The organism is Streptomyces sp. AK010 (assembly GCF_014207295.1).
GTDB lineage: Bacteria > Actinomycetota > Actinomycetes > Streptomycetales > Streptomycetaceae > Streptomyces > Streptomyces massasporeus.
The window spans coordinates 21,996-48,096 of record NZ_JACHCX010000005.1 but is presented as its reverse complement, the minus strand read 5'-3'; the positions used below and the strand labels follow the sequence as shown (position 1 = coordinate 48,096).

Here is a 26,101-nt window from a genome sequence, read left to right as displayed (position 1 = left end):
CGACCGCACACATCGGAGGCGTCCCATGGCTTCGTCCGACCAGGACCTCGTTCCCGTACTCGACAAGGACGGCGTACGGCTCACCGTCGACGACGCGATCGCCACGGTGACGCTGACCAACCCGACCAAGCGCAACGCGCAGAGCCCCGCTCTGTGGCGGGCGCTGACCGAGGCCGGGCGGCAGCTGCCGGGCACCGTCCGTGTCGTGGTGCTGCGGGCCGAGGGCAAGTCCTTCTCGGCCGGGCTCGACCGGCAGGCGTTCACGCCCGAGGGCTTCGACGGCGAACCGTCGTTCGTCGACCTCGCGCGCGGCGCCGACGCCGAGTTGGACGCGACCATCGCCGAATACCAGGAGGCGTTCACCTGGTGGCGGCGCAGTGACATCGTCTCCGTCGCCGCCGTCCAGGGGCATGCCATCGGGGCGGGCTTCCAGCTCGCCCTCGCCTGCGACCTGCGCGTCGTCGCCGACGACGTGCAGTTCGCCATGCGCGAGACCAGCCTCGGACTCGTGCCCGACCTGACGGGTACGCATCCGCTGGTGGGGCTCGTCGGATACGCCCGCGCGCTGGAGATCTGCGTGACCGGGCGCTTCGTCGCGGCCGAGGAGGCCGTGAACACCGGTCTGGCGAATCTCGCCGTGCCCGCCGGGCAGCTCGACGACGCCGTGCGCGACCTCGCGTCGGCCGTGCTCGCAGCGCCCCGCGACGCGGTCATCGAGACCAAGGCGCTGCTGCGCGGCGCCCAGGACCGCGCGTACGAGGAGCAGCGCACGGCCGAGCGCCAGTCCCAGGCCCGTCGCCTGCGCGACCTCGCCGGCGTCGGGGACTGAGGACCGCCACTCCGGCCGGGAGCGCGGTCACCCGATCGCGCTCACCACGACCGCCACCGTCGGGTGATCCGGCAGCACCCTCCTGACCGCCGTTCGGACCTCGCGGGCCACGTCCCGGGCCCGCCGGTCCGTGCCCACCGCCAGCTCCAGCCGGATGTGGCGGTGCGGCAGCGCGGCGCCCTCGCGGGGGAGTTCCTCGATGTGCACGGGGTGGCCCAGCGTGCCGGTCAGACGGAGCACGCCCTCGACCCCCAGCGCGGCGGCGGCCACACGGCCCTCGTCGCCGCCCCCGGCCGGTGCGGCACTCGGCGGTTCGGGAAGGCGCGCGGCGATCCCGGCTTCCCCGGGCCCCTCCTCGTCCAGCAGTCCCGTCACCCGCAGATCCACCTCCGCCACCGTCAGGCCGAGCCGCTGGGTCGCGGCGGTCGCCAGCGTCGCCCGCAGCAGGGACGCCGTCGTCGGCAGGGGCTGTGAGGCCGTGGCGGCGAACCCCGCCGTCACGCGCAGCGGGCCGGGCGGCAGAGCGCTCGGCGGAGCCGGTACGGCCGGCTCCGCGGTGCCCGCCGGATCGGCGACCGCGATACGGAGCGCGTCGAGGCGCACGCCCGGCGCGTCCGATACCGCGCTCCGCAGTACCGCCTCGGCGGCCCGCTCCGTGATCCACGCGCCGTCCCGCGCGTCACCCAACGGCAGAAGCCTGCCGATTCCCAGCTGATGTCTCACTGCCTGTGTCCATCGGTCGGCCGTCATTCCTCCAGCCTGCCGCATCAGAGGCGCGCTTCCACGCAACCATGCTTACCGTGGTCGAAGGACGACGAAAAGGACGTACGGTGATGACTGACATGACCGAGAACCGGGGCGGGGAGAGCGAGACAGCGGCGGTACGCAGAAGTCCGTTGGCCAAGCACAGCGGTGGAGACGCCGGTTCCCGCGGGCGGACGACCATCGCGGACGGTGTCGTGGAGAAGATCGCCGGCCTCGCCGCACGCGACGTCGACGGTGTGCACGCCATGGGCAGCGGCCTGTCCCGCACGTTCGGAGCAGTGCGCGACCGCGTGCCCGGCGGCCAGAAGTCGGGAGTGAGCCGCGGTGTGAAGGCCGAGGTCGGCGAAGTACAGGCGGCCCTCGACCTGGAGATCGTGGTCGAGTACGGCGTGTCGATCGCCGATGTGGCCCGCGACGTAAGGGAGAACGTCATCACCGCCGTTGAGCGGATGACCGGGCTGGAGGTCGTCGAGGTCAACATCGCGGTGAGCGACGTGAAGCTGCCGGACGAGGAGGAAGAGGAACCGGAGCGCAGAATCCAGTGAGGCACGGGCCATCGGACAATGACACAGCGGCTGAGGAGCTGAGGAGCGCATGAGCATGGCCGTGGTCGGCATGATCGCCGGCATGGCGCTGGCCTTCGCCGGATATTTCGGCGGATTCGGCGCCTTCCTGCTGGTGGCGGCGCTGGGCGCCGTCGGCTTCGTCGTCGGCCGGTTCCTGGACGGGGACCTGGAGTTCGGCGACTTCTTCCGTCCGCGCGAACGTGAACGGCGGCGGTGACGCCCATGAGCGCGGGGGCCGGTGAGCTCGACAGACCCCTGACCGTCGTCCCGCCGGGCGAGCGCGGCGCGACGCGGATCGCCGACCGGGTCGTCGCGAAGATCGCCTCGCAGGCGGCGCGCGAGGCCGTCGGTGCGCTGCCTCCCGCCGCCGGCAGGCCCTCCGCGTCCGTCGCCGTCCACCACGAGGTCGCCCACGTCCGGATCCAGCTCGAACTGGGCTACCCCTGCGACATCGGCGCCCGCTGCCGCAAGGTGCGTCACCAAGTCGTCGAGAGGGTGAGCAGCTTGGCGGGCATGCAGGTGCCGGAGGTCGTCGTCCAGGTGGAGCGGCTGCACCTGGACACGGCGTTCGGCGCGGTACAGGGGAGGACGCAATGAGCGGACCCCAGGGCACTGAACCCCCCGAGGACAGCACACAGCGCCTGCCCGTCCTCGACAAGCGGGAGACGGAGAACGGCGACGGACCTGGCGGGTCCGAGTCTTCGGCCGCCTCCGGGCCACCGCCCGAACTCGAGGGCAAGGGCGGACGCGAGAGCCGCTTCTGGTCGGCGCGGCGCGTCCCCGCCGGCATCGTCGCCCTGCTGCTCCTCGGCCTCACCGGGCTGTTCCTCTACGACATCGTCTCCGTACGCGCCGGCCGCCCTGGCATGGCCTGGCGCCGGGAACTGGCCGGCCAGCTCGCCGAACGGCCCCTGGACGACACCTGGGTGCTCGTCGGCGCCGGGGTCGCCGCCGTCCTCGGTCTCTGGCTGCTGATCCTGGCCGTCACACCCGGCCTGCGGGACGTGCTCCCGATGCGGCGCCTGCACACCGACGTACGCGCCGGACTGCACCGGGACGCCGCCGCCACCGCGCTGCGGGACCGGGCCATGGAGGTGGCCGGCGTGCAGTCGGCACGGGTGCGGGTGCGCCGGAGGCGGGCGGGCGTCCGTGCCGTGTCGCACTTCCGGGAACTGGACGACGTACGAACCGATCTGGATGCCGTGCTCGCCGACGCGGTCCGCGGACTGGGGCTGTCCCGGCCGCCCTCGCTGTCGGTGCGGGTCCTGCGGCCCGGCCGGAAGGGGTGAAAGCGGTGCTCAGGACCGTCAACCGCGTGTTCCTCGGCCTGGTGGGACTGATCCTGCTGGTGCTGGGCGGCTCCGTCCTGGCCGTCGGCCTCGGCGTCTCGGCACCCTCGTGGTGGATCCACGACAGCGAGCACGACGTGCTGCTGAGCGACGCCGAGCGCACCCGCTGGCGCGACGACGGCTGGTGGTGGCCGGTCGTCATCGCCGTCCTCGCGGTCCTGTTGCTGCTCGCCCTGTGGTGGCTCGTCGCCGTCCTGCGTCGGCGCCGCCTCGCCGAGGTCCTCGTCGACACCGGCGACGGCGAGGGCGCGCTGCTGCGCGGCCGGGCCCTGGAGGACGTCCTCGCCCAGGAGGCGGACCACATCGACGGCGTGGACGGAGCCCAAGCTCATCTGAAGGGCGGGCGCAGCACCCCCGAGGCCCACGTACGCCTCGCGCTGGAGCCGCACGTGGACCCGGGGACGGCCCTGACCGACTTCACGACCGGCCCCCTCACCCATGCCAAGACGTCGGCGGGCCTCGCCTCGCTTCCGGCGGAGGTGAGGCTCAAGGGCGTCAAGCACGGCGCCGAGCGGGTGAGTTGAGGGCGCGTAACCGGCCGGGGCCCGTCAGAACCCGTGCCGCGCTCCACCGTCGACCGGCACCATGACCCCGGTCAGGTAGGAAGCCGCCGGCGACATCAGGAACGCCGCCACCCGCCCGAACTCCTCCGGAGCCCCGTACCGCCGCAGCGGAATCCGCGACTCGGACGCCGCCCGGGTCGCCTCGGGGTCCGCCGACAGCGCGTCCAGCTGCCGCACCCGGTCGGTGTCGATCCGCCCGGGCAGGACACCGACCACCCGGATGCCGCGCGGCCCCAGCTCGTCGGAGAGCGACTTGGCGAACCCGGCCAGCCCCGGCCGCAGCCCGTTGGAGATGGTCAGCCCCGGGATCGGCTCGTAGACCGACCCGGACAGCACGAACCCGATGACGCCCCCGGCCTCCATCTCGGCGGCGGCGGCGCGGGCCAGCCGCACCGCACCGAGGAACACCGAATCGAACGCCGCCTGCCACTGTTCGTCCGTGTTGTCCGCGACGAACCCGGCCGGCGGGCCGCCCACGCTGACGAGCACGCCGTTGAAGCGGCCGAAGTTCTCCCGCGCGGCCGCGATCAGCCGGGCCGCCGCCTCGGGGTCGGCGTTGTCGGCGGCGACCCCGATCGCGTTCGGTCCCAGTTCGGCCGCCGCTTCGGCGACGGACTTCTCGTCGCGCCCCGAGACGATCACCTTCGCCCCGTCCGCGACGAGCTCACGCGCGGTGGCGTTGCCGAGGCCCCGCGTGGCCCCGGTGACGACGTACACCCGGTCCTTCAGTCCAAGATCCATGGTCCCTATCCTGCCCCGTCCTCACCGAACAGGGCGAGGGCGGTGTTCACCAGCCCGATGTGGCTGAACGCCTGCGGGAAGTTGCCGAGGTGCCGGCCCGTCACCGGGTCGAACTCCTCGGACAGCAGCCCGACGTCGTTGGCGAGCCCCGCCAGCCGCTCGAACAGCTCGCGGGCCTCCTTCGTGCGACCCGTCATGTACAGGGCGTCCGCGAGCCAGAACGAGCACACCAGGAAGGCGCCCTCGCCGCCCGGCAGCCCGTCGACCTCCCCGTCGTCCGTGCTGTAGCGGCGCACGAAGCCGTCGTGGGCCAGCTCCTCGCGGACGGCGTCGATCGTGCCGATCACCCGCGGATCGTCAGGGGGCAGGAATCCCACGCGCGGGATGAGCAGCAGCGCGGCGTCCAGTTCGCGGGAGCCGTAGGACTGCGTGAAGGTGTTGCGTTCGGCGTCGTAGCCCTTCTCGCACACCTCCTGGTGCACCTCGTCGCGCAGCGCGCGCCAGCCGTCCAGGTCGCCGCCCAGCTCCGGATGACGCTCCAGGGTGCGCACGGCCCGGTCGGCGGCCACCCACACCATCACCTTGGAGTGCACGAACGGGCGCCGGCCGCCGCGCACCTCCCACAGTCCCTCGTCCGGCTGCCGCCAGTTCGTCCGCAGGAAGTCCATCAGGGCGGTCTGCAGCGCCCACACGTCGGGCTGGGCGGACAGGCCCGACTCGCGGGCGTAGGACAGCGAGTCCATGACCTCGCCGTAAACGTCCAGCTGGAGCTGTTTCACGGCGTCGTTGCCGATGCGGACGGGGGCGGATCCGGCGAATCCGGAGAGCCACGGCAGCTCGAACTCGGGCAGCCGTCGCTCGCCCGCCACGCCGTACATGATCTGCAGGTCCGCCGGGTCGCCGGCGACCGCGCGCAGCAGCCAGTTGCGCCAGGCCTCCGCCTCCTGCTGGTAACCCGCGGCGAGCAGCGCGTTCAGGGTGAGGGTGGAGTCGCGCAGCCAGCAGTAGCGGTAGTCCCAGTTGCGCACCCCGCCCGGTTCCTCGGGCAGTGAGGTGGTGGGGGCGGCGACGATGCCGCCCGTCGGGGCGTAGGTGAGTGCCTTGAGGGTGATCAGGGAGCGGATGACGGCGTCCCGGTAAGGGCCGTCGTAGCGGCAGTGGGAGACCCAGGCCCGCCAGTCCTCCACGCTGTGGCGCAGCGCGTCGTAGGGGTCGACGAGAGGCGGGCGCGGCTCGTGGGAGGGGTGCCAGGTGAGGACGAACGCGACCTTCTCGCCCTTCTTGACGGTGAACTCCGCGTGCGTGCCGTAGTCCTCGCCCCAGCTGGTCACCTCCGGCTCGCTGCGCAGCCAGGTCGAGTCCGGGCCGGCGACCGCGACGCGGTGGCCGTCGGCCCGGCGCACCCAGGGGATGATCGAGCCGTAGTCGAAGCGGAGCTTGAGGACGCTGTGCAGCGTCACCTCGCCGTCGAGACCCTCGACGACGCGTACGAGGTCGGGCGCGCGGTCGCGTTGGGGCATCAGGTCGGTGACCCGGACGGACCCCTGCTCCGTCTCCCACTCGGTGTCCAGGACGAGGGTGTCGCGGCGGTAGGAGCGCCGGGTGCAGCGGTCCGCGCCCACGGGGGCGATGCGCCAGTAGCCGTTGTCCTCGTCGCCGAGCATTCTGGCGAAGCAGGCGGCCGAGTCGAAGCGGGGCAGACACAGCCAGTCGACGGATCCGTCCGTACCGACCAGGGCCGCGGTCTGCTCGTCGCCGATGAGCGCGTAGTCCTCGATGCTGGGGTGCACGGAGTGCGGGTTCCCGGCAACTCGGCGTGGCAATCAGGGCGGGGGCCGGGGGAGTGACCGACAGAGCGGGGTGTCGGCTCATGCCCCCGGGCCGATCCGGCCCCGGTGTCTAGACCGCCGCCGGCTCGGCCTCCGTCGTGTCGGCCGCCTCGGCCGCCTTCCGGGCCCGCTCCCGGGCCTCGCGGCGGGCCAGGACCGTCCAGCCGACCGGGACGGCCGCGGCGAACAGCCACCACTGGATGGCGTACGCGTAGTTCAGCGCCGCGTCCTCCTTGCCCGGGTTGCCCATCAGCTCGGGGGTGTCGCCCTTGGGCTCGGGGGACGTCTGGGCGATGTAGCCGCCGAGCACCCGGGCGACCAGGCGCCGGGCCTGCTGCTCGCTGTTGATCAGCATGATCTGCCGGTCCGGCAGGCCCTGGAGGTTCTTGATGCCGCTCGCCGCGGTCGTCTCGTCGGGCATCAGCCGCCCCTTGACGGTGACCTCGCCGGCCGGCGGCGCCGGGACCTTCGGGAACGTCGTCTGGCTCGGACCGTCGGAGGGGATCCAGCCCCGGTTGACCAGCAGCACCTTGCCGTCGTCCAGGACGAACGGGGTCAGCACGTGGTAGCCGACCTCGTCGTCGGAGTTGGTGCGGCGCCGGACGACGACCTCGTCCTCGGTGTCGAAGCGGCCCTTCGCCGTCACCGTGCGGTACCGCTCGGCGCTGGTCACGGTGTGCCCGGGCGCCGTCAGCTTCTCCACGGGCACCGGCTCGGCCGCCAGCGCGTCGGTGACCAGCTGGTTCCGGGCGGTGCGCTCCTCGTAGCGATGCATCTGCCAGATGCCCAGCCTGATCATCGTGGGGATGAGGAGCAGGGCGATCAGCGTGAGGATCACCCACTGCCGGGACATCAGGAAGCGGTACACCCCACGACCGTACAACTCGGTCGTGGGGTGCATTCAGGCGGGTACGGGTTCACACCTTGTCGACAATTCCTACCTTTCCCTCCGCGCGGGCGCAGTGGGCGCCGCAGTACCAGTGGCCCTCGACCTCGACGCCCTGGCCGATGATCTGCACCCGGCAGTGCTCGCAGATGGGGGCCATGCGGTGGATCGCGCAGGAGAAGCAGTCGAAGACGTGCACCGCGCCCTGCGCGTGCACCTCGAAGGTCATTCCGTACTGATTGCCACATACCTCACAGGTCGCCATGCGCCACAGGGTGAGCCGTCGTCCGCGCGCGGGCGAGCGGGCGCCGGGCGAGTCGCCCGGCAATCACCCGTCCGTACGGTCACCCCTCCGACGCCGGCTGCACATCCGCGAGGAGTTGCCCGAACGCCGCCTCGTCCACGACCGGCGTGCCGAACTGCCGGGCCTTGACGACCTTGGAGGTGCCCGAGTCCGGGTCGTTCGTGACGAGCAGGCTGGTCAGCCGGGACAGGCTCGTGGCCACGTGCAGCCCGGCCTCGGTCGCGCGGTCCTCCAGCAGGTCCCGCTCGGTGGAGGTGTCGCCGGAGAAGGCGACCCGCATGCCCTGCTTGAGCCGCCCGCCCGGCGCGTACCGCCCGGGGTTGGGGTAGGGGCAGGCGGGGCGCTTGCGGGACGGGCGCCAGCTGCTCGGCCGGTGGCCGCCGTAGCCTCCGGGGCCCGCCTGCTGCCCGATGCGGGGCGCGGAGGGACGGTCCGTCCATTCGGTCAGCGGCCGGCACTCGTGCAGCGGCAGCCGGACGTTCTTCGCCGCCGCGGCCCGCAGGCTCGGACGGAACGCCTCCGCCAGTACGCGCGCGTCGTCCAGAGCGTGGTGCGCCCGCTGCTGGACGACGCCGAAGTGCGCGGCGAGGGACTCCAGCTTGTGGTTGGGCAGCGGCAGTCCGAGCTCCTTGGCGAGCGCGATGGTGCACAGTCGCTGCCGCACGGGCGCCTCGCGCTCGGCGCGTGCGTACTCCCGGGCGATCATCTGCCAGTCGAAGACGGCGTTGTGCGCGACGAGGACCCGGCCCGCCAGCCGGGCGGTGAACTCCTCGGCGATGTCCGGGAAGAGGGGCGCCCCCTCGAGCGCCTCGCTCGTCAGCCCGTGGATCCACACCGGTCCCGGGTCGCGCTCGGGGTTGACGGTCGTGTACCAGTGGTCCTCGACCTCGCCGCGCTCGTCCAGCCGGTAGACACCCGCGGAGATGATGCGGTCGTCCCGGGCCAGGCCCGTGGTCTCCACGTCAACGACCGCGTACCCCTTGGGATACGCGGCCGGCCACGGCGTGGCGGAGAACACTGCGGTCGTGAGGTCTTCCAGCATGGTTCCTGAGGATACGGGCCGCGACTGACAGCCCCGTCCGCCAGGTGCGTTCGCCGTGGTCTTCCCACGCCCCCTCAGGCGCGTTGTCCGGTCTGTCCGTTCACGGGGCGTACGTCTGTTCTACTACTGGTCCCACCGCGGCCACCACGTCGTCCGCATCCTGTGGGCCAGCCACGTCGTCCACCACTCCAGCCGGAGGTTCAACCTCACCACCGCCCTGCGCCAGCCCTGGACGTCCCTGACCGTATGGCCGTTCTACGTCCCTCTCGTCGCCGCCGGCGTCCACCCCGCCGCGCTGGCGTTCTGCTCCTCCGCGAGCCTCGTCTACCAGTTCTGGATCCACACCGAGCGCATCGACAGGATGCCCCGCTGGTTCGAGTTCGTCTTCAACACCCCCTCCCATCACCGCGTCCACCACGCCTCCCAGGGCGGCTACCTGGACCGCAACTTCGGCGGCATCCTCATCGTCTGGGACCGGCTGTTCGGGTCGTTCGTCGCGGAGACCGAACGGCCCCGGTACGGACTGACCAAGAGCATCGACACGTACAACCTGCTCAAGGTCGCCACCCATGAGTACGTGTCCATCGCCAAGGACCTGAGGGCGGCGCGGGATTGGCGTGAGCGGGCGGGACGCGAGTTCCGCGGGCCGGGGTGGGGTCCGGGGACGGCTGTCGTACCGGCTTCGCCGCTTGCGGCCGTACCGGCTCCGTCATCTGCGGCCGTACCGGCTTCGCCGCTTGCGGCCGTACCGGCTCCGTCATCTGCGGCCGTACCGGCTCCGTCATCTGCGGCCGTACCGGCTCCGTCATCTGCCGCCGTACCGGCTCCGTCACCTGCCGCCGTACCGGCTCCGTCACCCGCCGCCGTACCGGCTCGCTCGCCGGCCGCCGCGCCCGGCCCTGTCGCCGAGACCGCCCCGGTCGCCAAGAGCGCGTCGGCGTGAATCCCCAGCGCCTCCTCCTGGCCGCCTTCGGCCTCGCCGCCACCGTCGACCTCGCCTGCCTCGCGGCCGGGTTCGACGCCGGGCACACCGTCGCCAAGCCCCTGCTGATGCCGCTCCTGGCGCTGTGGGCCGCCCTGCGCGAGGCGCCCCGGCCGCTGCTGGCCGCCCTGCTGTTCGGCTGGGGCGGGGACGTCCTGCTGCTGTCGGACGCCGAGCCGGCCTTCCTCGCGGGCATGGCCTCCTTCGCGACGGGGCACGTCTGCTACCTCGTGCTGTTCGCGAGGTACGGCAGCCGGAACGCGGTCCCACGCGCGCGGAGCGGCGTCCTGGCCCTCGGCTACGCCACCGCCCTCGGTGCGACCGTCGCGCTGCTGTGGCCGGACCTGCCCGCCGACCTGCGCGTGCCCGTCGCCGGGTACAGCGTCCTGCTCACCGCCATGGCGTACCGGTCCGCCATCCGGCTCGGGCTCTTCGCCGGGTGCGGCGGGGCGTTGTTCCTGCTGTCCGACACCCTCATCGCGACCGGTGTCGCCCAGTGGCCGCAGCCGCCCGGCCCGGACTTCTGGGTCATGCTCACCTACATCGCCGCGCAGGCCCTGCTGGCCGGCGGCACCGTCGGGGCGCTCGACGCGCGCAGGGCACCGGCCGCGACGTACGGAGAGATGCGCGCCGCCTGAGACCGGCCGACGCACCGGCGTCACCAGCGGATGGGCACCGGAAGCACCGTCAGCAGTCCGGACGCCGCGACCGCCAGCCCCAGGGCGGCGACCTCGGCCCGGGCGGGCGCGCAGGCGGTCAGCGGGTCGGCCGCCCGGCGCAGTCGCCGCCGGGCCCACACGGCGAGGGCGGCGACGACCACCACGAGGAGCACCTTGGCGAGCAGGGCGCGCCCGTACGCCGTCCCCGTCAGCTGCTCCAGGACCGTCTCCGGCGGCATCCGGCGCAGTGAACTGCACACGCCCGTGGCGGTGATGGCGGCCAGCAGCACCACCGCCACGCGCGCGTAGCGACCCAGCAGGGCCGCACCGGCCGCCGTGCCGTCACGGCCGGACCGGAGCCGCAGCACGCGCAACGCGTGCAGGAGTCCCCCCACCCACAGTGCCGCGCAGGTCAGATGGACGAGCGTCAGCGCGGAGCCGGTCAGCGGGCTGTGCTCGGTCGTGGGGTGGGCGCGCAGGGCCTCGGCGACGATCACGGCGGCCAGCGGCCACACCTGTGTGACCGGACGGCGTGACACGGCGCACAGCCCCGCCACGAGGAACGCGTTGACCTCCAGCAGGGCCAGCTTGCCGTCCCGGGACGCGTGGAGTCCGCCGACGTCGATGTCCGCCACCTCGCCCGGCACGAGGTTGCCGGTGGCCACGAGCGTGGCGAGCCCGAGGGCGGCGAAGAAACCGGCGGCGGCCGCGAAGGGGGACCAGCTGCGGGGCAGAGCCGGGGGTCCGGCCTGCGTGCCGGGCAGCGAACGCGCCAGCCGGTTCACGAAGAGTTCACCGACGGGTATGCACAGTGCCGCGAACAGCACCGTGCGCAGCAGGGCCATGCCGCCGGCGCCGGGCACTTCGGCCTCACCGGTGCCGTGCAGCGCGGCGGACGGGCCGAGCAGCGGGATCGACGCGGCCAGTGCCACCAGCACCAGGACGGCTACGGCCCGGGCCGCGCCGGTGGGCCGCAGCGGGCCGCGCGAATCGGTCACGCCGGGTATCGGTCTTGGCGAAGTCACCCCAGGATCTTCACCAACCTCCACACGGCCGGGCAAGTCGGCCGTACTCAGTCACTCCGGGACGCGGCCGCCGGATCCTCGTACACGTCCGTGACAAGGAAGCCTGCCGCAGACATGAAACGGGCCGGACGGATACCCCCGCCCGGCCCGGATCTCCTTCACACGAGCTCTACTTGGTCACCGCGTCCAGCGCGTCCGCGATGCCCCGGCCGTAGAAACCGTTGCGGTTCTTCGAACCCTCGCACACCGCGTCGATCTTGCCGTCGCCGTTGATGTCGTACGGGTCCGTGCACGGCGTGGCGTCGGCCTCCGCGTACAGCAGGGCCTTCACCAGCGCCGGAGAGGCGTACGGGTGCGTCGACTTGATGAGCGCGGCGACGCCCGCGACGTGCGGGGACGCCATCGACGTACCGGCCATGTAGCCCCACTTGCCGCCCGGCAGCGTGCCCAGGATGAGGCCGCTCGTGGCCGGCGCGTCCGGCTTCTGGTAGGCGGTCGAGTCACCGCCCGGGGCGGCTATGTCGATGACGCCAAGCCCGTGGTTGGAGAAGGACGACTTGATGCCCTTCGCACCCGTCGAGGCGACCGTGACGACACCCGGCAGCTGCGTCGGGATGTCGAGGCACTTCGAGGGGTCGACGACCCGGTCGCCCGGCGTCGTGTCGTTCGGGGACGACGGGTCGGTGATCTCGTCGGAGGCGAGGTCGTAGTTCTCGTTGCCCGCCGCGGCGACGTTGACCGCGCCCTTCTTCTCCGCGTACCGCGAGGCCCGGCCGACGGCCTCCACGAGCGCCTTCTGGTCCGGGTCGTTCTTGCAGTTGAAGTACCAGGGGTCCGTGTAATAGCTGTTGTTCGTCACGTCGACCCCGTGCTCGGCCGCCCACACGAAGCCGCAGACCACGGCCTCGGTGTAGAAGAAGCCGGCCGTGGTGGACACCTTGATGCCCGAGACCTTCACCCCGGGCGCGACACCGGTCATGCCGACGCCGTTCTTGGCGGCGGCGATCTCACCGGCGACGTGCGTGCCGTGCGGGCTCTCCTCGGCGCTCGGCCGCCAGGCCCCGTCGGCCGTGTCCGGCTTGCCCGACACGCAGTTGACCGACGCCTTGCGGTCGAAGTTGGGCGCGATGTCGGGGTGGGTGTCGTCGACACCGGTGTCGATCACGGCGACCGTGACCTTCTTGCTGCCCAGCGTCTTCTCGTGCGCCTTGTCCGCCTTGATGGCCGGCAGGTCCCACTGCTGGGGCTGCAGCGGGTCCTGCCCGGCGGGGGCGTCTGCCGCGGCGACCTCGGCCGCGCTCAGCACCTTCGGCGCGCCCAGGTCACCGGTCGACGCCGACGGGAGCGGCGCGGTGCGGGTGGCGCCCGCCGACTGCACGCCGCGCACCGTGCGGATGGTCTTGGCGAAGTCGGGGTTCGAGGAGTGGACGACGATGACGCCGATCTGGTCGTACGACGTCACGATCGTGCCGCCGGCCTTGGCGACGGCCTTCTTCACGTACGCCGAAGTGCCGTGCCCCGGCCTGACGTTGACGACATAGCTGAGCGGGGTCGCGTCGGCCCGGGCCGACGCCGCGGGAGCGGGGGCGTCCTCGGCGGCCGTGGCCGCGGTGTTCGGCAGGAACGCGAGGGCCGTGGCCATGGCCATCCCGGCCGGGATCGCGGCGGCGCGACGGTAGCGCGCGTACGGCGCAGTCATGGTGTCTCCAGTTCGTTCACGGTACGAGCTGATCTTGCGAGGGGTCCCGGTGAGCGGTCGGGTCACTTGACCGCGCGCAGCGCGTTGACGATCCCGTGCCCGTAGAAGCCGTTGAGGTGCTTGCCGCCCTTGCAGACCGCGTCCTGGGTGCCGTCGCCGTCCTGGTCGTAGGAGGCGGGGCAGGCGGTCTCGTCGGCCTGCGCCTTCAGCAGCGCCTGGAGCTGGGCCGGAGACGCCCAGGGGTGCTTGGACTTCAGCAGCGCGGCGACACCGGAGGCGTGCGGCGAGGCCATCGAGGTGCCCTGCAGGAAGCCCCAAGTGCCGCCCGGCAGGGTGGACAGGATGCGGCCGTCCTTCGAGGGCGTGTCCGGTATCTGGTAGCGGCGGTCACCACCCGGCGCCGCCACGTCGACGACACCCTTGCCGTACGTCGAGAAGTACGACTTGACGTTGTCGACACCCGTCGAGCTCACCGTGACGACACCCGGCAGCTGGTTCGGCACGTCGAAGCACTCGTGCGGGTCGATGGTGCGCTCGACCGGGGTGGAGTCGTCGGGGCTGGAGTCGTCGACGATCGCGTCCGAGTCCAGGTCGTGGTTGGAGTTGCCCGCGGCGGCGACGTTGAGCGTGCCCTTCTTCTGGGCGTACAGCTGCGCCCGGTTGACCGCGTCGACGATGGCCCGCTGGTCCGGGTCGTCCATGCAGTTGTACAGCCACGGGTCGACGTAGTAGCTGTTGTTCGTGATCTCGACGCCGTGGTCGGCGGCGAACACGAACGCGCACACGACGCTCTCCGGGTAGAAGAGGCCGTTCGCCCGGTCGGTCACGTTGATGCTGGACACCTTCACACCGGGAGCGACGCCCGCGACGCCCACGCCGTTGCGGGCGGCGGCTATCTCACCCGCGACGTGCGTGCCGTGGTAGTCCTCGGGGGTGTACGGACGCCAGGCGCCCTCACTGGTGTCGGGCTTGCCGCCGGCGCAGTTGGCGGACTGGGACGCGGAGAAGTTCGGGGCGATGTCGGGGTGGGTGTCGTCCACGCCGGTGTCGATGACGGCGACGGTCACCTTGCGGCTGCCCGGGTTGATCCGGGCGGCCTTGTCGGCGCCGATCGCGCGCAGGTCCCACTGGTCGGCCTCGAGGGGCTCGCTCTCGGGCGTCTTCGCCGATGCGGCCTCGGTGCGCTTCGCCTGGGCGCCCGTCAGGTACTCGACCGCGCCCTCCTCCTCGGTCCCCGCGGCCGTCAGCGGCGTCGTCCGCGTGGCGCCGGCCGACTGCACGCCGCGCACCGTGCGGATGGTCTCGGCGAAGTCGGGGTTCGAGGAGTGGACGACGATGACGCCGATCCGCTCGTACGCGGTCACGACCGCGCCGTCGGCCTTCGCGATCGCCTTCTTCACCGAGGCGATCGTGTGGCGGTCCGCCTTGGTGTTGACGACGTACGCCAGGTTCGGCGCGTCCGCCGTCCGGGTGGCCGACTCCGCCTGCGGGGCCGCCGACGCGGCGGCCGGCAGGAAGCCCAGCGAGGCCGTCAGGGACAGCACGACGGGCACGGCGAGAGCGAGCCGGCGTCTGGAACGCAAGTGAGACATGGGGTCTCCACATCCTCCGGAAACGAAACCGGCCCGAGGCACAGGTGGTGCTCGGGCAGGTACATGACGTGGTGGTGCAGAGCGAAGCTATCCCGGCCTCTCGCTGGCCAGCAACGCTTTGCCGAAACGACTTCGGAAAGAACGCCGGGTGTTTGAACCGGTTCCCGTGTGCCGCCGTGACGTTGAACAAGGAGCGCGAGGACGTTCGCCTCGCCCCCGTTCACAACCGCTTCCGTCCCTGCGAGGAGACTCCGTGGCCACCGACGCACCGCCCCCGTCGAAGGAGCAACACAAGCTCCCCTCACCCGAAGAGTTCGCCGAGGTGCAGGAGAGCGCGGAGTTCGGTGAACTGCGCCGCTCCTACCGCTCCTTCGCCTTCCCGCTGACCGTCGGCTTCATCGCCTGGTACCTGCTGTACGTCCTGCTCTCGAACTACGCGGGCGGCTTCATGGGCACCAAGCTCTTCGGCAACATCAACGTCGCCTTCGTCCTCGGCGTCGCCCAGTTCGTCACCACGTTCCTCATCGCCTGGTGGTACTCGCGGCACGCCGCCGCGAAGCTCGACCCCAAGGCCGAGGCCATCAAGACCCGGATGGAGAGCGGCGCATGAGCCCCGTACAGCACACCCTCCTCGCCGCGAACGAGGCCAGCGAGCACCGCCCGCTGATCATCACCCTGTTCGCGCTGTTCGTCGTCGCCACCCTCGGCATCACCATCTGGGCGGGCCGCCAGACCAAGGACGCCGCCGACTTCTACGCCGGCGGCCGCCAGTTCAGCGCCTTCCAGAACGGCCTCGCCGTCTCCGGCGACTACATGTCCGCCGCGTCGTTCCTCGGCATCGCGGGCGCCATCGCCCTCTTCGGCTACGACGGCTTCCTCTACTCCATCGGCTTCCTGGTCGCCTGGCTCGTCGCCCTGCTCCTGGTGGCCGAGCCGCTGCGCAACTCCGGCCGCTACACCATGGGCGACGTCCTCGCGTACCGCATGCGCCAGCGCCCGGTCCGCACCGCCGCCGGCACCTCCACCATCGTGGTGTCGATCTTCTACCTGCTGGCCCAGATGGCCGGAGCGGGCGTCCTCGTCTCGCTGCTGCTCGGCATCACCTCCGACGCCGGCAAGATCCTCATCGTCGCCCTCGTCGGCGTCCTGATGATCGTCTACGTCTCCATCGGCGGTATGAAGGGCACCACCTGGGTGCAGATGGTCAAGGCCGTGCTGCTCATCGGCGGCACCATCCTGATCACCTTCCTGGTGCTGCTGAAGTTCAACTTCAACATCTCCGACCTGCTCGGCCAGGCCGCCGAGAACAGCGGCAAGGGCGCCGCCTTCCTGGAGCCCGGCCTGCAGTACGGCGCGACCGGCACCTCCAAGCTGGACTTCATCTCCCTCGGCATCGCCCTGGTCCTCGGCACCGCCGGCCTGCCGCACATCCTGATCCGCTTCTACACGGTGCCCGACGCCAAGGCCGCCCGTAAGTCAGTGAACTGGGCCATCGGCATCATCGGCGGCTTCTACCTGATGACCATCGCCCTCGGCTTCGGCGCCGCCGCGCTCATCTCCCAGGACGAGATCATCGCGTCCAACCCGTCCGGCAACACGGCCGCACCCCTGCTCGCCCTGCATCTGGGCGGTGTCGACTCGACCTGGGGCGCGATCCTGCTCGCCACGATCTCGGCGGTGGCCTTCGCGACGATCCTCGCCGTCGTCGCCGGCCTCACCCTCGCCTCGTCGTCGTCCTTCGCGCACGACATCTACGCCAACGTCATCCGCAAGGGGAAGGCCTCCGGCGCCGAGGAGGTCCGTGCGGCCCGCTGGGCGACCCTGTTCATCGGCATCGTCTCCATCGGCCTCGGTGCCCTCGCCCGCGACCTGAACGTGGCCGGCCTGGTCGCCCTCGCCTTCGCGGTCGCCGCCTCCGCCAACCTCCCCACGATCCTCTACAGCCTGTTCTGGAAGCGCTTCACCACCCAGGGCGCGCTGTGGTCGATCTACGGAGGTCTGATCGTCGCCGTCGGCCTGGTGCTGTTCTCGCCCGTCGTCTCCGGCGACCCCAAGGCGATGTTCCCCGAGGTCGACTTCGCCTGGTTCCCGCTGAAGAACCCGGGCATCATCTCCATCCCCTTCGGCTTCCTCATGGGCTGGCTCGGCACGATCCTGTCCAAGGAGGAGCCCGACGCCAAGAAGTACGCGGAGCTGGAGGTCCGGTCCCTGACCGGCACCGGAGCCCACTGAGCACGACCCCTCCCGCGGCCGTGTCGTAGGAACCTCCAGGTCCCTGCGGCCCGGCCGCGTTCCACGTCGTGGGATCGGATCTGTGGTGTTGTCGGTGGGGTCACGTAGGCTCGCTGGTGTCGGACAAGCAGTGCCGCACGCGTGATCCGCGACGAGGGAGGGGGCCCACGTGCTCATCGACACCTACGGCCGGGTGGCCACCGATCTGAGGGTCTCGCTGACCGACCGGTGCAATCTGCGCTGTACGTACTGCATGCCCGAGGAGGGCCTGCAGTGGCTGGCCAAGCCGGACCTGCTCAACGACGACGAGATCGTCCGCCTGATCGACATAGCGGTCACGTCCCTAGGGATCGAGGAGGTCCGCTTCACCGGCGGCGAGCCGCTGCTGCGCCCGGGCCTGGTCGGCATCGTCGAGCGCGTCGCGGCGCTGGAGCCCCGCCCCCAGATGTCGTTGACGACCAACGGCATCGGCCTCAAGCGCACGGCGGCGGCCCTGAAGGAGGCGGGCCTGGACCGGGTCAACGTCTCCCTGGACACCCTCCGCCCGGACGTCTTCAAGACCCTCACCCGCCGCGACCGCCACAAGGACGTCATCGAGGGCCTGTACGCCGCCCGCGACGCGGGCCTGACCCCGGTCAAGGTCAACTCGGTCCTGATGCCGGGGCTCAACGACGACGAGGCCCCCGACCTGCTGGCCTGGGCCGTGGAGCACGACTACGAGCTGCGCTTCATCGAGCAGATGCCCCTGGACGCCCAGCACGGCTGGAAGCGCGACGGCATGATCACGGCCGGGGACATCCTGACCTCCCTGCGCACCCGCTTCGAACTGACCGCCGAGGGCGAGGAGAAGCGCGGCTCGGCACCGGCGGAGCGCTGGCTCGTCGACGGCGGCCCGCATGTCGTCGGCGTGATCGCCTCCGTGACCCGCCCGTTCTGCGCGGCCTGCGACCGCACCCGCCTCACCGCCGACGGCCAGGTCCGCACCTGCCTGTTCGCCCAGGAGGAGACGGACCTGCGCGCCGCACTGCGCTCGGGCGCCCCGGACGAGGAGATCGCCCGCATCTGGCGCCTGGCCATGTGGGGCAAGAAGGCGGGAGCGGGCCTGGACGACCCGACGTTCGTGCAGCCCGACCGGCCGATGTCGGCCATCGGAGGCTGAGACCGGCCGTCAGGAGTCCCGGGACGGGGACGGGGAGTCCTCGGACTCCCACTCCTTCAGCAGGACCACGTCCTTCAGGAAGCCCCGCACCCCGAGGAACTGCGACAGGTGCTCGCGATGCTCCTCACAGGCCAGCCACGTCTTGCGCCGCTCCGGCGTGTGGATCTTCGGGTTGTTCCACGCCAGCACCCATACGGCCGCGGCGCGGCAGCCCTTCGCGGAACAGATGGGCGTCTCGTCACTCACAGCTTCGTCTCACCACTGCACATCATCACGGCTGCACATCATCACGGCACAAAAGGCGACGCCGAGCAGCCACGGGGGGAGCTGCCCGGCGTCGGTCCGTCGCTCCGACGGGGGATGCGGAGCGCGTACGAAGTATGTCACGGGTAACCCCGGGCCCGGCACTGGAACAACATGATTGATCTGAGCTTTTCTTGAGCTTGGCGGGAAGATGACTTCCCTTCCCGAGCCCTCGTGATCTCCCCGCGGGTGACCCTACCGCTCGTGCGATTCGCTCCCCGTTCCCGGCACCGGCCCGGACACGGCGTCTTCCGCGACGGATTCCGCCCGCTCCTCCCCGGGACCCGACGGCGCGATCATCGGACGCGGCTGCGACACCACGTACGTCGACGGCAGAGACGGCGCGTTCTCGCGCCCCGCGTTCGCGATCACCACCGCGATGTAGGGCAGCACCAGCCCGAGCACCAACGCCACGATGGCGACATGCCGTTCGACGTTCCACAACGTGGCCGCGAGGATCACGGAGATCGTGCGGACCGTCATCGAGATCACGTACCGGCGCTGCCGCCCGCGTACGTCCTCCTGGAGCCCCGTCCGGGCGCCGGTGATCCGGAAAACCTGGACGTTGCCGCCGCCATGCTGCTTCCGCATCGCATTCCACCATCCGCCCGTATCGGACTCTCCCCGCCCCGTGGCCGCCCTCGGCCGGTCGGGGAAAGCTGGCCAGGACAGCTCCCACGTTACGCCGCGGCCGGGTCGGCTACGAGACCGGGTGGCGCACCATGCCGGGCGTACGGCCCGCGCCGTCCCACGTACGGCCCGCGTCGGCATGCGGCGTACGACGCCTGGGCCGACACTGGCCGTAGTGCTCGCGTCAAGCCGTACGAGGAGGCAACGATGGGCTGGTTGTGGGCGATCATCGTAGGACTGGTGCTCGGCCTGCTCGCCAAGGCGATCATCCCGGGCAAGCAGCATCTTCCCCTGTGGCTGACCGTCATCCTCGGCATGATCGGCGGCATCGCCGGCAACGCCATCGCGCGGGCGGCCGGCGTCGACGCCACGTCGGGAATCGACTGGTGGCGGCACATCTTCCAGCTGGTGATGGCCATCATCCTCGTCGGGCTCGGCGACCGGGCCTGGACAGCGACCAGGGGAGACAAAGGCAAGGCAAAGGCCTGACGGGGCGCACGGCGAAGGGGGCGGCCTCCGGCACCGGAAACCGCCCCCCTCCACGCGCGCTCAGCCGCCCGTGACCTCGACCGCGGCCAGGTTCTTCTTGCCCCGGCGCAGCACCAGCCAGCGGCCGTGCAGCAGGTCCTCCTTGGCGGGGACGGCGTCCTCGCCGGACACCTTGACGTTGTTCACGTAGGCACCGCCCTCCTTGACCGTGCGGCGCGCGGCCGACTTGCTGGCCACCAGGCCGACCTCGGCGAAGAGGTCCACGGCCGGACGGAGCTCGGCGACCTGGATGTGCGGCACCTCCGACAGGGCCGCGGCCAGCGTCCGCTCGTCCAGCTCCGCCAGCTCGCCCTGGCCGAAGAGGGCCCTGGACGCGGCGATCACGGCGGCCGTCTGACCGGCACCGTGCACCAGCGTCGTCAGCTCCTCGGCCAGCGCGCGCTGCGCCGCCCGGGCCTGCGGACGCTCCTCGGTCTGCCGCTCCAGCTCCTCCAGATCCTCACGGGAGCGGAAGGACAGGATGCGCATGTACCGGGAGATGTCCCGGTCGTCCACGTTCAGCCAGAACTGGTAGAACGCGTACGGCGTCGTCATCTCCGGGTCGAGCCAGACGGCGCCGCCCTCGGTCTTGCCGAACTTGGTGCCGTCCGCCTTGGTCATCAGCGGCGTCGCCAGCGCGTGCGCGGTCGCGTCCGGCTCCAGGCGGTGGATCAGGTCCAGGCCCGCGGTGAGGTTGCCCCACTGGTCGCTGCCGCCCTGCTGCAGCGTGCAGCCGTAGCGCCGGTACAGCTGGAGGAAGTCCATGCCCTGCAGCAGCTGGTAGCTGAACTCCGTGTAGCTGATGCCCTCGGAGGACTCCAGGCGCCGGGCCACGGAGTCCTTCGTCAGCATCTTGTTGACCCGGAAGTGCTTGCCGATGTCACGGAGGAACTCGATCGCGGAGAGGTTCTCCGTCCAGTCGAGGTTGTTGACCATGACGGCCGCGTTCTCGCCCTCGAAGTCCAGGAACGGCTCGATCTGGGCGCGCAGCCTGGCGACCCAGCCGGTGACCGTCTCCGGGTCGTTCAGCGTGCGCTCCGCGGTCGGGCGCGGGTCGCCGATCAGGCCCGTGGCACCGCCGACCAGCGCCAGCGGCCGGTGACCGGCCTGCTGGAGCCGGCGCACGGTGAGCACCTGCACCAGGTGCCCCACGTGCAGCGACGGTGCCGTCGGGTCGAAACCGCAATAGAACGTGACGGGACCGTCCGCGAGCGCCTTGCGCAAAGCGTCCTCGTCAGTGGACAGGGCGAACAGCCCGCGCCACTTCAGCTCGTCGACGATGTCCGTCACGGTTCTCGTATCTCCTTGAGTGGGCTCGTAATCAGGTACGAGGTTATACGCCCTGGCTGACAGAGCTCATATTGAAGTCCGGCACCCGCAGGGCGGGCATCGCGGCCCTGGTGAACCAGTCGCTCCACTCCCTCGGCAGCGTCTTCTCGGTCCGCCCCGCCTCCGTGGCCCGGCCCAGCACCCCGACCGGCGACTCGTTGAACCGGAAGTTGTTCACCTCGCCCGTCACCTCGCCGTTCTCGACCAGGTAGACGCCGTCCCGGGTCAGACCGGTGAGCAGCAGCGACGCCGGGTCGACCTCGCGGATGTACCACAGGCAGGTCAGCAGCAGGCAGGGCCCGCGATGGTCCGTGTTCGCGACCATCTCCTCCAGGGACCGGTCCTCGCCCCCGTCCAGGACGATGTTGTCGATCCCCGGCGCCACGGGCAGACCGGTCAGGCCCGCGCTGTGCCTGCTGGTCGTCAGATGCCGCAGCTCGCCCTCGCGGATCCACTCGGTGGCAGCCAGCGGCAGTCCGTTGTCGAACACCGACTGATCGCCCCCGGAGGAGTGCGCGATCACGAAGGGCGCCGACTCCAGGCCCGGCTCGTTCGGGTCGCTGCGCAGGGTCAGCGGCAGGTCGGTCAGCTTCTCGCCGACCCGCGTGCCCGCGCCCGGCTTGGAGAACACCGTGCGGCCCTCGACCGCGTCCCGGCCCGACGCCGACCACATCAGGTAGATCAGCAGGTCCGCCACGGCCGTCGGCGGCAGCAGCGTCTCGTACCGCCCCGCCGGCAGCTCCACCCGCCGCTCGGCCCACCCGAGCCGCACGGCCAGCTCCGCGTCGAGGGCCGCCGGGTCGACGTCCTTGAAGTCCCGCGTGGAGCGCCCGGCCCACGCGGACCGGGTCCGGTCCGGTGACTTGGCGTTCAGCTCCAGCGTCCCGTTCGGCTGGTCGTGCCGCAGCCGCAGCCCCGTGGACGTGCCGACGTACGAGGACACCAGCTCGTGGTTGGCGAAGCCGTACAGCTCTCGGCCGCCCGCACGCGCGCGTGCGAAGGCCTCGCCCAGGGCGGGAGCGAAGTCGGCGAACACGGCGGAGGAGGTCTCGACGGGCGCCTCCGTGAACTCCGGCGCCTGCGCCACGCCCGTGACCAGCGGCTGGGCGTCCTCGGCGGGTCCGGCGCCGCGCGCGGCGGCCTCGGCGGCCCGTACCAGGGGCTCCAGCTCGTCGGGGGTCACGGCGGACCGCGACACGACCCCGGAGGCCGTGCCCTCCTTGCCGTCGACCGTGGCGACGACGGTGAGCGTGCGCCCGCGGGTGACGCCGTTCGTGGTCAGCGCGTTGCCCGCCCAGCGCAGGTTCGCGGTGGACTGCTCGTCGGCGATGACGACACAGCCGTCCGCCCGGGACAGTTCGAGGGCGCGCTCGACGACCTCGTGCGGCTTGCTGGAACGCGCGCTCATCGACCGGCCTCCTGGGTCGTGTTGAGGATGTTGACGCCCTTGAACAGGGCCGACGGGCAGCCGTGGGAGACGGCCGCGACCTGCCCCGGCTGGGCCTTGCCGCAGTTGAAGGCGCCGCCGAGCACATAGGTCTGCGGCCCGCCCACCGCGGACATCGAGCCCCAGAAGTCGGTGGTCGTCGCCTGGTACGCGACATCGCGCAGCTGCCCGGCGAGCCGCCCGTTCTCGATGCGGTAGAAGCGCTGACCGGTGAACTGGAAGTTGTAGCGCTGCATGTCGATCGACCAGGACCGGTCGCCGACGACGTAGATGCCGCGCTCCACGCCCCCGATCAGGTCCTCGGTCGACATCCCGGCCGGGTCCGGCCGCAACGACACGTTGGCCATGCGCTGCACCGGCACGTGCCCGGGGGAGTCGGCGTAGGCGCAGCCGTTGGACCGCTCGAAGCCGGTCAGCTTCGCGATCCGGCGGTCCAGCTGGTAGCCGACGAGCGTGCCGTCCTTGACCAGGTCCCAGGACTGGCCCTGGACGCCCTCGTCGGCGTAGCCGATGGTGGCCAGGCCGTGCTCGGCGGTGCGGTCGCCGGTGACGTTCATCAGCTCCGAGCCGTAGCGCAGCTTGCCCAGCTGGTCGAACGTGGCGAAGGAGGTGCCCGCGTAGGCCGCCTCGTAGCCGAGTGCCCGGTCGAGTTCGGTGGCGTGCCCGATGGACTCGTGGATGGTCAGCCACAGGTTGGACGGGTCGACGACCAGGTCGTACAGGCCCGGCTGCACGCTCGGCGCGCGCATCTTCTCGGCGAGCAGCTCCGGAATCTGCTCGAGCTCGCTCTCCCAGTCCCAGCCGGTGCCCGTCAGGTACTCCCAGCCGCGTCCCACCGGCGGCGCGAGCGTGCGCATGGAGTCGAACTCGCCGCTCGACTCGTCCACCGACACGGCGTTGAACACGGGGTGCAGCCGCACCCGCTGCTGTGTGGTCACCGTCCCCGCGGTGTCGGCGTAGAACTTGTTCTCGTGGACCGTGAGCAGTGAGGAGTCGACGTGGTCGACGCCGTCGGCCGCCAGCAGCCGGGCACTCCACTCCGCGATCAGCCCGGCCTTCTCCTCGTCGGGCACGGAGAAGGGGTCGGTCTCGTACGACGAGATCCACGTCTTCTCGGCGTGCACGGGTTCGTCGGCCAGCTCCACACGCTCGTCCGAGCCGGCCGCCTTGATCACCTGGGCGGACAGCCTGGCCATCGCCACCGCCTGCCCGGCGACCCTGGCGGCGGCGTCCAGGGTGAGGTCGACGCCGGAGGCGAAGCCCCACGTACCGCCGTGCACCACCCGCACCGCGTACCCGAGGTCGGTGGTGTCCGACGACCCGGCGGGCTTGGCGTCCCGGAACCGCCAGGAGGCGCCCCGCACCCGCTCGAACCGGAAGTCCGCGTGCTCGGCGCCGAGCGCACGCGCGCGTGCGAGGGCCGCGTCGGCGAGGGGGCGTAGGGGGAGGGCCGTGAAGGCCTGATCGATGTCATGGGGCACGGTCGGAGAGATCCCTTCGGGCGCTTGCCTGCGGTGACCATCGGAGGCAGTGAACCACGTCTCGCTCTTCGGACTCCCCTGAAAAAGTCTGGCCCGAGCGGTCGGGGAGGCGCTGCGCCACCGCGCCGGCGGCAGACCCGAGCCGCAGGACCGGAACTTCTCCCTCGACACCGCCGGCAGGCATGTCCTCAAGCCGGACCTGGTGCACTACCTGCCGTCGCCGCGGGACGGGGCGCTGCGCCGGGCCGTGGCCCTCGACGCCAAGTTCAGGACCGAGCCGCAGCGGGACGACCTCTATCAGATGACCGCCTACTGCGTACGCCTCGGTCTCACCGAGGGACACCTCGTCTACGCCTCCGGCAGGCCCGGAGTCGTGGAGGTGCCGGTGGGGGAGGGAGGGCTGAGGATCTATCGGCACGTCGTCGGCCTCTCCCGTCCCTGGCGGGACCTGGCCGCGGACATCGACGCTCTCGCCGAGTCGGTCGACACCGCACGCGGCAGGGGCATCGCGTGAAAGCGACCACGGCCGGCCAGGTGTAGGTACTCTCAGAGATATGTACGCACAACCTGCCTGCTGTGAGGGGAGCGCGAGATGAGCACCATCTCCGTCCGTGAGTTCTCGTACAACCCCAGCGCGGTCTTCGCCCGCGTCGAGAAGGGCGAGTCGATCGAGGTCACCCGGCACGGCAACGTGATCGCGATACTGTCACCGGCCGGCAGCCCCATGGAGCGGTACGCGCACCTGGTGGCGCAAGGGAAGATCAAGCTGAAGCCGGTCACCGCCGCCGAGCGGCACAGCATGCCCCACTACGAGGTGCCGGAAGACGTCGACCCCGTGGCGCTCCTGCTGGCCGAGCGCGAAGAGGACGACCGTTGATCTACATGGACACCTCCGCGCTGGTCACCTGGATGACCCGGCGCAGCCACTGGGAGGCGCTGGACGCCTTCCTTCGGGAGCGGGCCACGGAGCCGCTCGCCACCAGCACGCTCGGCTTCGTGGAGACCGTACGCACGCTGGACCTCATGGGGCACTTCCCCAAGGCGATGGAGGACCTGGACGCCCGGATCACCGAGATCCTCCTCACCCGTGAGGTGCGCGACGCCGCGGCTCTCCTGGTCGGTCGCCTGACAACGCTCGACGCGATCCATGTGGCCAGCGCACTGGCACTGCGGGACGACGTGACGGCAGTGGTGACGTACGACCGCAGGCTGTTCGAGACAGCGCACGCCGAGGGGCTGCCCGTGTACGCGCCCGGAACGGCGGAATGATCTGCCGGTCGACTGTAGAAACCCGACAGTGAGTCCCGTACGCCACTGTCGGTGCCCGATTGTCCGCGGGCGTGCCCGGACCGATAGGTTTTCGAAGAAGCCGCCTGTCATCACCGCCTGTCGTCCAGGCGGCCGGGCGGGTATCAGACCGCTATCGAAAGGGTGATCCGTTGAGCCGCTCGGTTCTCGTCACCGGAGGCAACCGGGGCATCGGCCTCGCCATCGCCCGCGCTTTCGCCGATGCCGGCGACAAGGTCGCCATCACGTACCGCTCGGGTGAGCCGCCGGCCGCCCTGACGGAATTGGGCTGCCTGGCCGTCAAGTGCGACATCACCGACGCCGAGCAGGTGGAGCAGGCCTACAAGGAGATCGAGGAAGCCCACGGCCCCGTCGAGGTCCTCATCGCCAACGCCGGCATCACCAAGGACCAGCTCCTGATGCGCATGACCGAGGAGGACTTCACCTCGGTCATCGACACCAACCTCACCGGCACCTTCCGCGTCGTCAAGCGCGCCAACCGCGGCATGCTGCGCGCCAAGAAGGGCCGCGTGGTGCTCATCTCGTCGGTCGTCGGTCTGTACGGCGGCCCCGGCCAGTCGAACTACGCCGCCTCCAAGGCCGCCCTGGTCGGCTTCGCGCGCTCCCTCGCCCGTGAGCTGGGCTCGCGCAACCTCACCTTCAACGTCGTCGCGCCCGGCTTCGTCGACACGGACATGACCAAGGCGCTCACCGACGAGCAGCGCGAGAACATCGTGAAGCAGGTCCCGCTCGGCCGGTACGCGCAGCCGGAGGAGATCGCCGCGACGGTGCGGTTCCTCGCCTCGGACGACGCCTCGTACATCACTGGAGCCGTCATCCCCGTTGACGGCGGACTGGGAATGGGTCACTGATC

Annotated in this window: 30 protein-coding genes; 16 read left to right on the top strand and 14 right to left on the bottom strand. The window is 71.3% G+C overall.

Going from position 1 to position 26,101, the window contains the following annotated elements:
* Positions 1-25: 25 nt before the first annotated feature.
* Complete coding sequence (locus HDC93_RS11330; protein ID WP_185009772.1) at positions 26-829, top strand: enoyl-CoA hydratase/isomerase family protein; 804 nt, start codon at positions 26-28, stop codon at positions 827-829.
* A gap of 27 nt (positions 830-856) precedes the next feature.
* On the opposite strand, the gene HDC93_RS11325 is transcribed toward HDC93_RS11330, so the two are convergent.
* A complete protein-coding gene (locus tag HDC93_RS11325; RefSeq protein ID WP_185009770.1) occupies positions 857-1,579 on the bottom strand; it encodes a nucleopolyhedrovirus P10 family protein in 723 nt (240 codons plus the stop codon).
* An 83-nt stretch (positions 1,580-1,662) separates the two neighbouring features.
* Between HDC93_RS11325 and HDC93_RS11320 the strand changes: the two genes are divergently transcribed.
* Genes HDC93_RS11320 through amaP form a run of 5 tightly spaced genes read left to right on the top strand, consistent with a single transcriptional unit; the run spans position 1,663 to position 4,033 of the window.
* Positions 1,663-2,139: an Asp23/Gls24 family envelope stress response protein gene (locus tag HDC93_RS11320; RefSeq protein ID WP_185009768.1), complete on the top strand. Its 477-nt coding sequence runs from the start codon at positions 1,663-1,665 to the stop codon at positions 2,137-2,139.
* Positions 2,140-2,188: 49 nt separating this feature from the next.
* Positions 2,189-2,377 (top strand): hypothetical protein, encoded by a 189-nt coding sequence (locus HDC93_RS11315; protein ID WP_031142734.1) that lies wholly within the window; start codon positions 2,189-2,191, stop codon positions 2,375-2,377.
* A 5-nt stretch (positions 2,378-2,382) separates the two neighbouring features.
* The gene (locus tag HDC93_RS11310; RefSeq protein WP_185009766.1) at positions 2,383-2,757 is read left to right on the top strand and encodes an Asp23/Gls24 family envelope stress response protein; all 375 of its coding nucleotides are present in this window, start codon (positions 2,383-2,385) and stop codon (positions 2,755-2,757) included.
* A complete protein-coding gene (locus HDC93_RS11305) occupies positions 2,754-3,449 on the top strand; it encodes a DUF6286 domain-containing protein (protein ID WP_185009764.1) in 696 nt (231 codons plus the stop codon). Before HDC93_RS11310 ends, HDC93_RS11305 begins: the two co-directional genes overlap by 4 nt.
* Positions 3,446-4,033, top strand: a complete 588-nt coding sequence (amaP, locus tag HDC93_RS11300; RefSeq protein WP_185009762.1) for an alkaline shock response membrane anchor protein AmaP — start codon at positions 3,446-3,448, stop codon at positions 4,031-4,033. The genes HDC93_RS11305 and amaP overlap by 4 nt, the downstream gene beginning before the upstream one ends.
* A gap of 24 nt (positions 4,034-4,057) precedes the next feature.
* On the opposite strand, the gene HDC93_RS11295 is transcribed toward amaP, so the two are convergent.
* From HDC93_RS11295 to HDC93_RS11275, 5 genes are all read right to left on the bottom strand, one after another.
* On the bottom strand, positions 4,058-4,813 hold the full coding sequence (locus HDC93_RS11295) for an SDR family oxidoreductase (RefSeq protein ID WP_185009759.1): 756 nt from the start codon (positions 4,811-4,813) through the stop codon (positions 4,058-4,060).
* Between the two features lie 5 nt (positions 4,814-4,818).
* Positions 4,819-6,603 carry a glycoside hydrolase family 15 protein gene (locus HDC93_RS11290; protein WP_185009757.1) on the bottom strand — a complete coding sequence of 595 codons (1,785 nt, stop codon included), beginning with the start codon at positions 6,601-6,603 and terminating at the stop codon, positions 4,819-4,821.
* Positions 6,604-6,712: 109 nt separating this feature from the next.
* The gene (locus HDC93_RS11285) at positions 6,713-7,510 is read right to left on the bottom strand and encodes an SURF1 family protein (RefSeq protein ID WP_311774535.1); all 798 of its coding nucleotides are present in this window, start codon (positions 7,508-7,510) and stop codon (positions 6,713-6,715) included.
* Positions 7,511-7,559: 49 nt separating this feature from the next.
* Positions 7,560-7,793, bottom strand: coding sequence for a hypothetical protein (locus HDC93_RS11280; RefSeq protein WP_078625432.1), 234 nt, complete (start codon positions 7,791-7,793; stop codon positions 7,560-7,562).
* A gap of 79 nt (positions 7,794-7,872) precedes the next feature.
* Positions 7,873-8,874 carry a DEDDh family exonuclease gene (locus tag HDC93_RS11275; RefSeq protein WP_185009753.1) on the bottom strand — a complete coding sequence of 334 codons (1,002 nt, stop codon included), beginning with the start codon at positions 8,872-8,874 and terminating at the stop codon, positions 7,873-7,875.
* Between the two features lie 115 nt (positions 8,875-8,989).
* Here HDC93_RS11275 and HDC93_RS11270 point away from each other — a divergent pair, with 115 nt between their 5' ends.
* Together HDC93_RS11270 and HDC93_RS11265 are read left to right on the top strand one after the other, a co-directional pair.
* Complete coding sequence (locus HDC93_RS11270; RefSeq protein WP_260419540.1) at positions 8,990-9,817, top strand: sterol desaturase family protein; 828 nt, start codon at positions 8,990-8,992, stop codon at positions 9,815-9,817.
* Positions 9,814-10,494: a lysoplasmalogenase gene (locus HDC93_RS11265; RefSeq protein WP_185009751.1), complete on the top strand. Its 681-nt coding sequence runs from the start codon at positions 9,814-9,816 to the stop codon at positions 10,492-10,494. The genes HDC93_RS11270 and HDC93_RS11265 overlap by 4 nt, the downstream gene beginning before the upstream one ends.
* 20 nt (positions 10,495-10,514) lie before the next feature.
* On the opposite strand, the gene HDC93_RS11260 is transcribed toward HDC93_RS11265, so the two are convergent.
* From HDC93_RS11260 to HDC93_RS11250, 3 genes are all read right to left on the bottom strand, one after another.
* Positions 10,515-11,513, bottom strand: coding sequence for a CopD family protein (locus HDC93_RS11260; protein ID WP_311774534.1), 999 nt, complete (start codon positions 11,511-11,513; stop codon positions 10,515-10,517).
* Between the two features lie 196 nt (positions 11,514-11,709).
* Positions 11,710-13,239 carry a S8 family serine peptidase gene (locus tag HDC93_RS11255; RefSeq protein ID WP_185009747.1) on the bottom strand — a complete coding sequence of 510 codons (1,530 nt, stop codon included), beginning with the start codon at positions 13,237-13,239 and terminating at the stop codon, positions 11,710-11,712.
* Between the two features lie 62 nt (positions 13,240-13,301).
* Positions 13,302-14,831, bottom strand: coding sequence for a S8 family serine peptidase (locus HDC93_RS11250; RefSeq protein WP_185009745.1), 1,530 nt, complete (start codon positions 14,829-14,831; stop codon positions 13,302-13,304).
* A 253-nt stretch (positions 14,832-15,084) separates the two neighbouring features.
* Here HDC93_RS11250 and HDC93_RS11245 point away from each other — a divergent pair, with 253 nt between their 5' ends.
* The 3 genes from HDC93_RS11245 (at position 15,085) to moaA (ending at position 18,222) form a co-directional block, all read left to right on the top strand.
* On the top strand, positions 15,085-15,441 hold the full coding sequence (locus tag HDC93_RS11245) for a DUF485 domain-containing protein (protein WP_031104157.1): 357 nt from the start codon (positions 15,085-15,087) through the stop codon (positions 15,439-15,441).
* Positions 15,438-17,063, top strand: coding sequence for a cation acetate symporter (locus HDC93_RS11240; RefSeq protein WP_185009743.1), 1,626 nt, complete (start codon positions 15,438-15,440; stop codon positions 17,061-17,063). The genes HDC93_RS11245 and HDC93_RS11240 overlap by 4 nt, the downstream gene beginning before the upstream one ends.
* A 169-nt stretch (positions 17,064-17,232) precedes the next feature.
* Positions 17,233-18,222: a GTP 3',8-cyclase MoaA gene (gene moaA, locus HDC93_RS11235; protein WP_185009740.1), complete on the top strand. Its 990-nt coding sequence runs from the start codon at positions 17,233-17,235 to the stop codon at positions 18,220-18,222.
* 9 nt (positions 18,223-18,231) lie between these two features.
* Here the strand turns inward: moaA and HDC93_RS11230 are convergent, their stop codons facing one another.
* Both HDC93_RS11230 and HDC93_RS11225 read right to left on the bottom strand, forming a co-directional pair.
* Positions 18,232-18,468: a hypothetical protein gene (locus tag HDC93_RS11230; RefSeq protein ID WP_185009738.1), complete on the bottom strand. Its 237-nt coding sequence runs from the start codon at positions 18,466-18,468 to the stop codon at positions 18,232-18,234.
* Between the two features lie 252 nt (positions 18,469-18,720).
* Complete coding sequence (locus HDC93_RS11225) at positions 18,721-19,116, bottom strand: DUF3099 domain-containing protein (RefSeq protein WP_185009736.1); 396 nt, start codon at positions 19,114-19,116, stop codon at positions 18,721-18,723.
* Positions 19,117-19,362: 246 nt separating this feature from the next.
* Here HDC93_RS11225 and HDC93_RS11220 point away from each other — a divergent pair, with 246 nt between their 5' ends.
* Positions 19,363-19,644 (top strand): GlsB/YeaQ/YmgE family stress response membrane protein, encoded by a 282-nt coding sequence (locus HDC93_RS11220; RefSeq protein WP_185009734.1) that lies wholly within the window; start codon positions 19,363-19,365, stop codon positions 19,642-19,644.
* Between the two features lie 60 nt (positions 19,645-19,704).
* Here HDC93_RS11220 and tyrS read toward each other — a convergent pair whose 3' ends face one another.
* The 3 genes from tyrS to HDC93_RS11205 are packed head-to-tail and all read right to left on the bottom strand — an operon-like array spanning position 19,705 to position 23,940.
* Positions 19,705-20,973: a tyrosine--tRNA ligase gene (gene tyrS / locus HDC93_RS11215; protein ID WP_185009732.1), complete on the bottom strand. Its 1,269-nt coding sequence runs from the start codon at positions 20,971-20,973 to the stop codon at positions 19,705-19,707.
* A 43-nt stretch (positions 20,974-21,016) separates the two neighbouring features.
* Positions 21,017-22,420 (bottom strand): metallopeptidase TldD-related protein, encoded by a 1,404-nt coding sequence (locus HDC93_RS11210; RefSeq protein WP_185009730.1) that lies wholly within the window; start codon positions 22,418-22,420, stop codon positions 21,017-21,019.
* Positions 22,417-23,940: a TldD/PmbA family protein gene (locus HDC93_RS11205; RefSeq protein WP_185009728.1), complete on the bottom strand. Its 1,524-nt coding sequence runs from the start codon at positions 23,938-23,940 to the stop codon at positions 22,417-22,419. The genes HDC93_RS11210 and HDC93_RS11205 overlap by 4 nt, the downstream gene beginning before the upstream one ends.
* A 202-nt stretch (positions 23,941-24,142) precedes the next feature.
* On the opposite strand from HDC93_RS11205, the gene HDC93_RS11200 reads away from it, so the two are divergent.
* The 4 genes from HDC93_RS11200 to fabG all read left to right on the top strand — a co-directional run bounded on the left by HDC93_RS11200 (position 24,143) and on the right by fabG (position 26,099).
* A complete protein-coding gene (locus HDC93_RS11200) occupies positions 24,143-24,454 on the top strand; it encodes a hypothetical protein (protein WP_185009725.1) in 312 nt (103 codons plus the stop codon).
* Between the two features lie 78 nt (positions 24,455-24,532).
* The gene (locus HDC93_RS11195) at positions 24,533-24,817 is read left to right on the top strand and encodes a type II toxin-antitoxin system Phd/YefM family antitoxin (RefSeq protein WP_185009723.1); all 285 of its coding nucleotides are present in this window, start codon (positions 24,533-24,535) and stop codon (positions 24,815-24,817) included.
* Positions 24,818-24,822: 5 nt separating this feature from the next.
* Positions 24,823-25,209 (top strand): type II toxin-antitoxin system VapC family toxin, encoded by a 387-nt coding sequence (locus tag HDC93_RS11190; RefSeq protein WP_260419529.1) that lies wholly within the window; start codon positions 24,823-24,825, stop codon positions 25,207-25,209.
* Positions 25,210-25,379: 170 nt separating this feature from the next.
* Entirely contained in the window at positions 25,380-26,099 is a 720-nt protein-coding gene (fabG, locus tag HDC93_RS11185; protein ID WP_185009719.1) for a 3-oxoacyl-[acyl-carrier-protein] reductase, read from the top strand.
* Positions 26,100-26,101 lie beyond the last annotated feature (2 nt).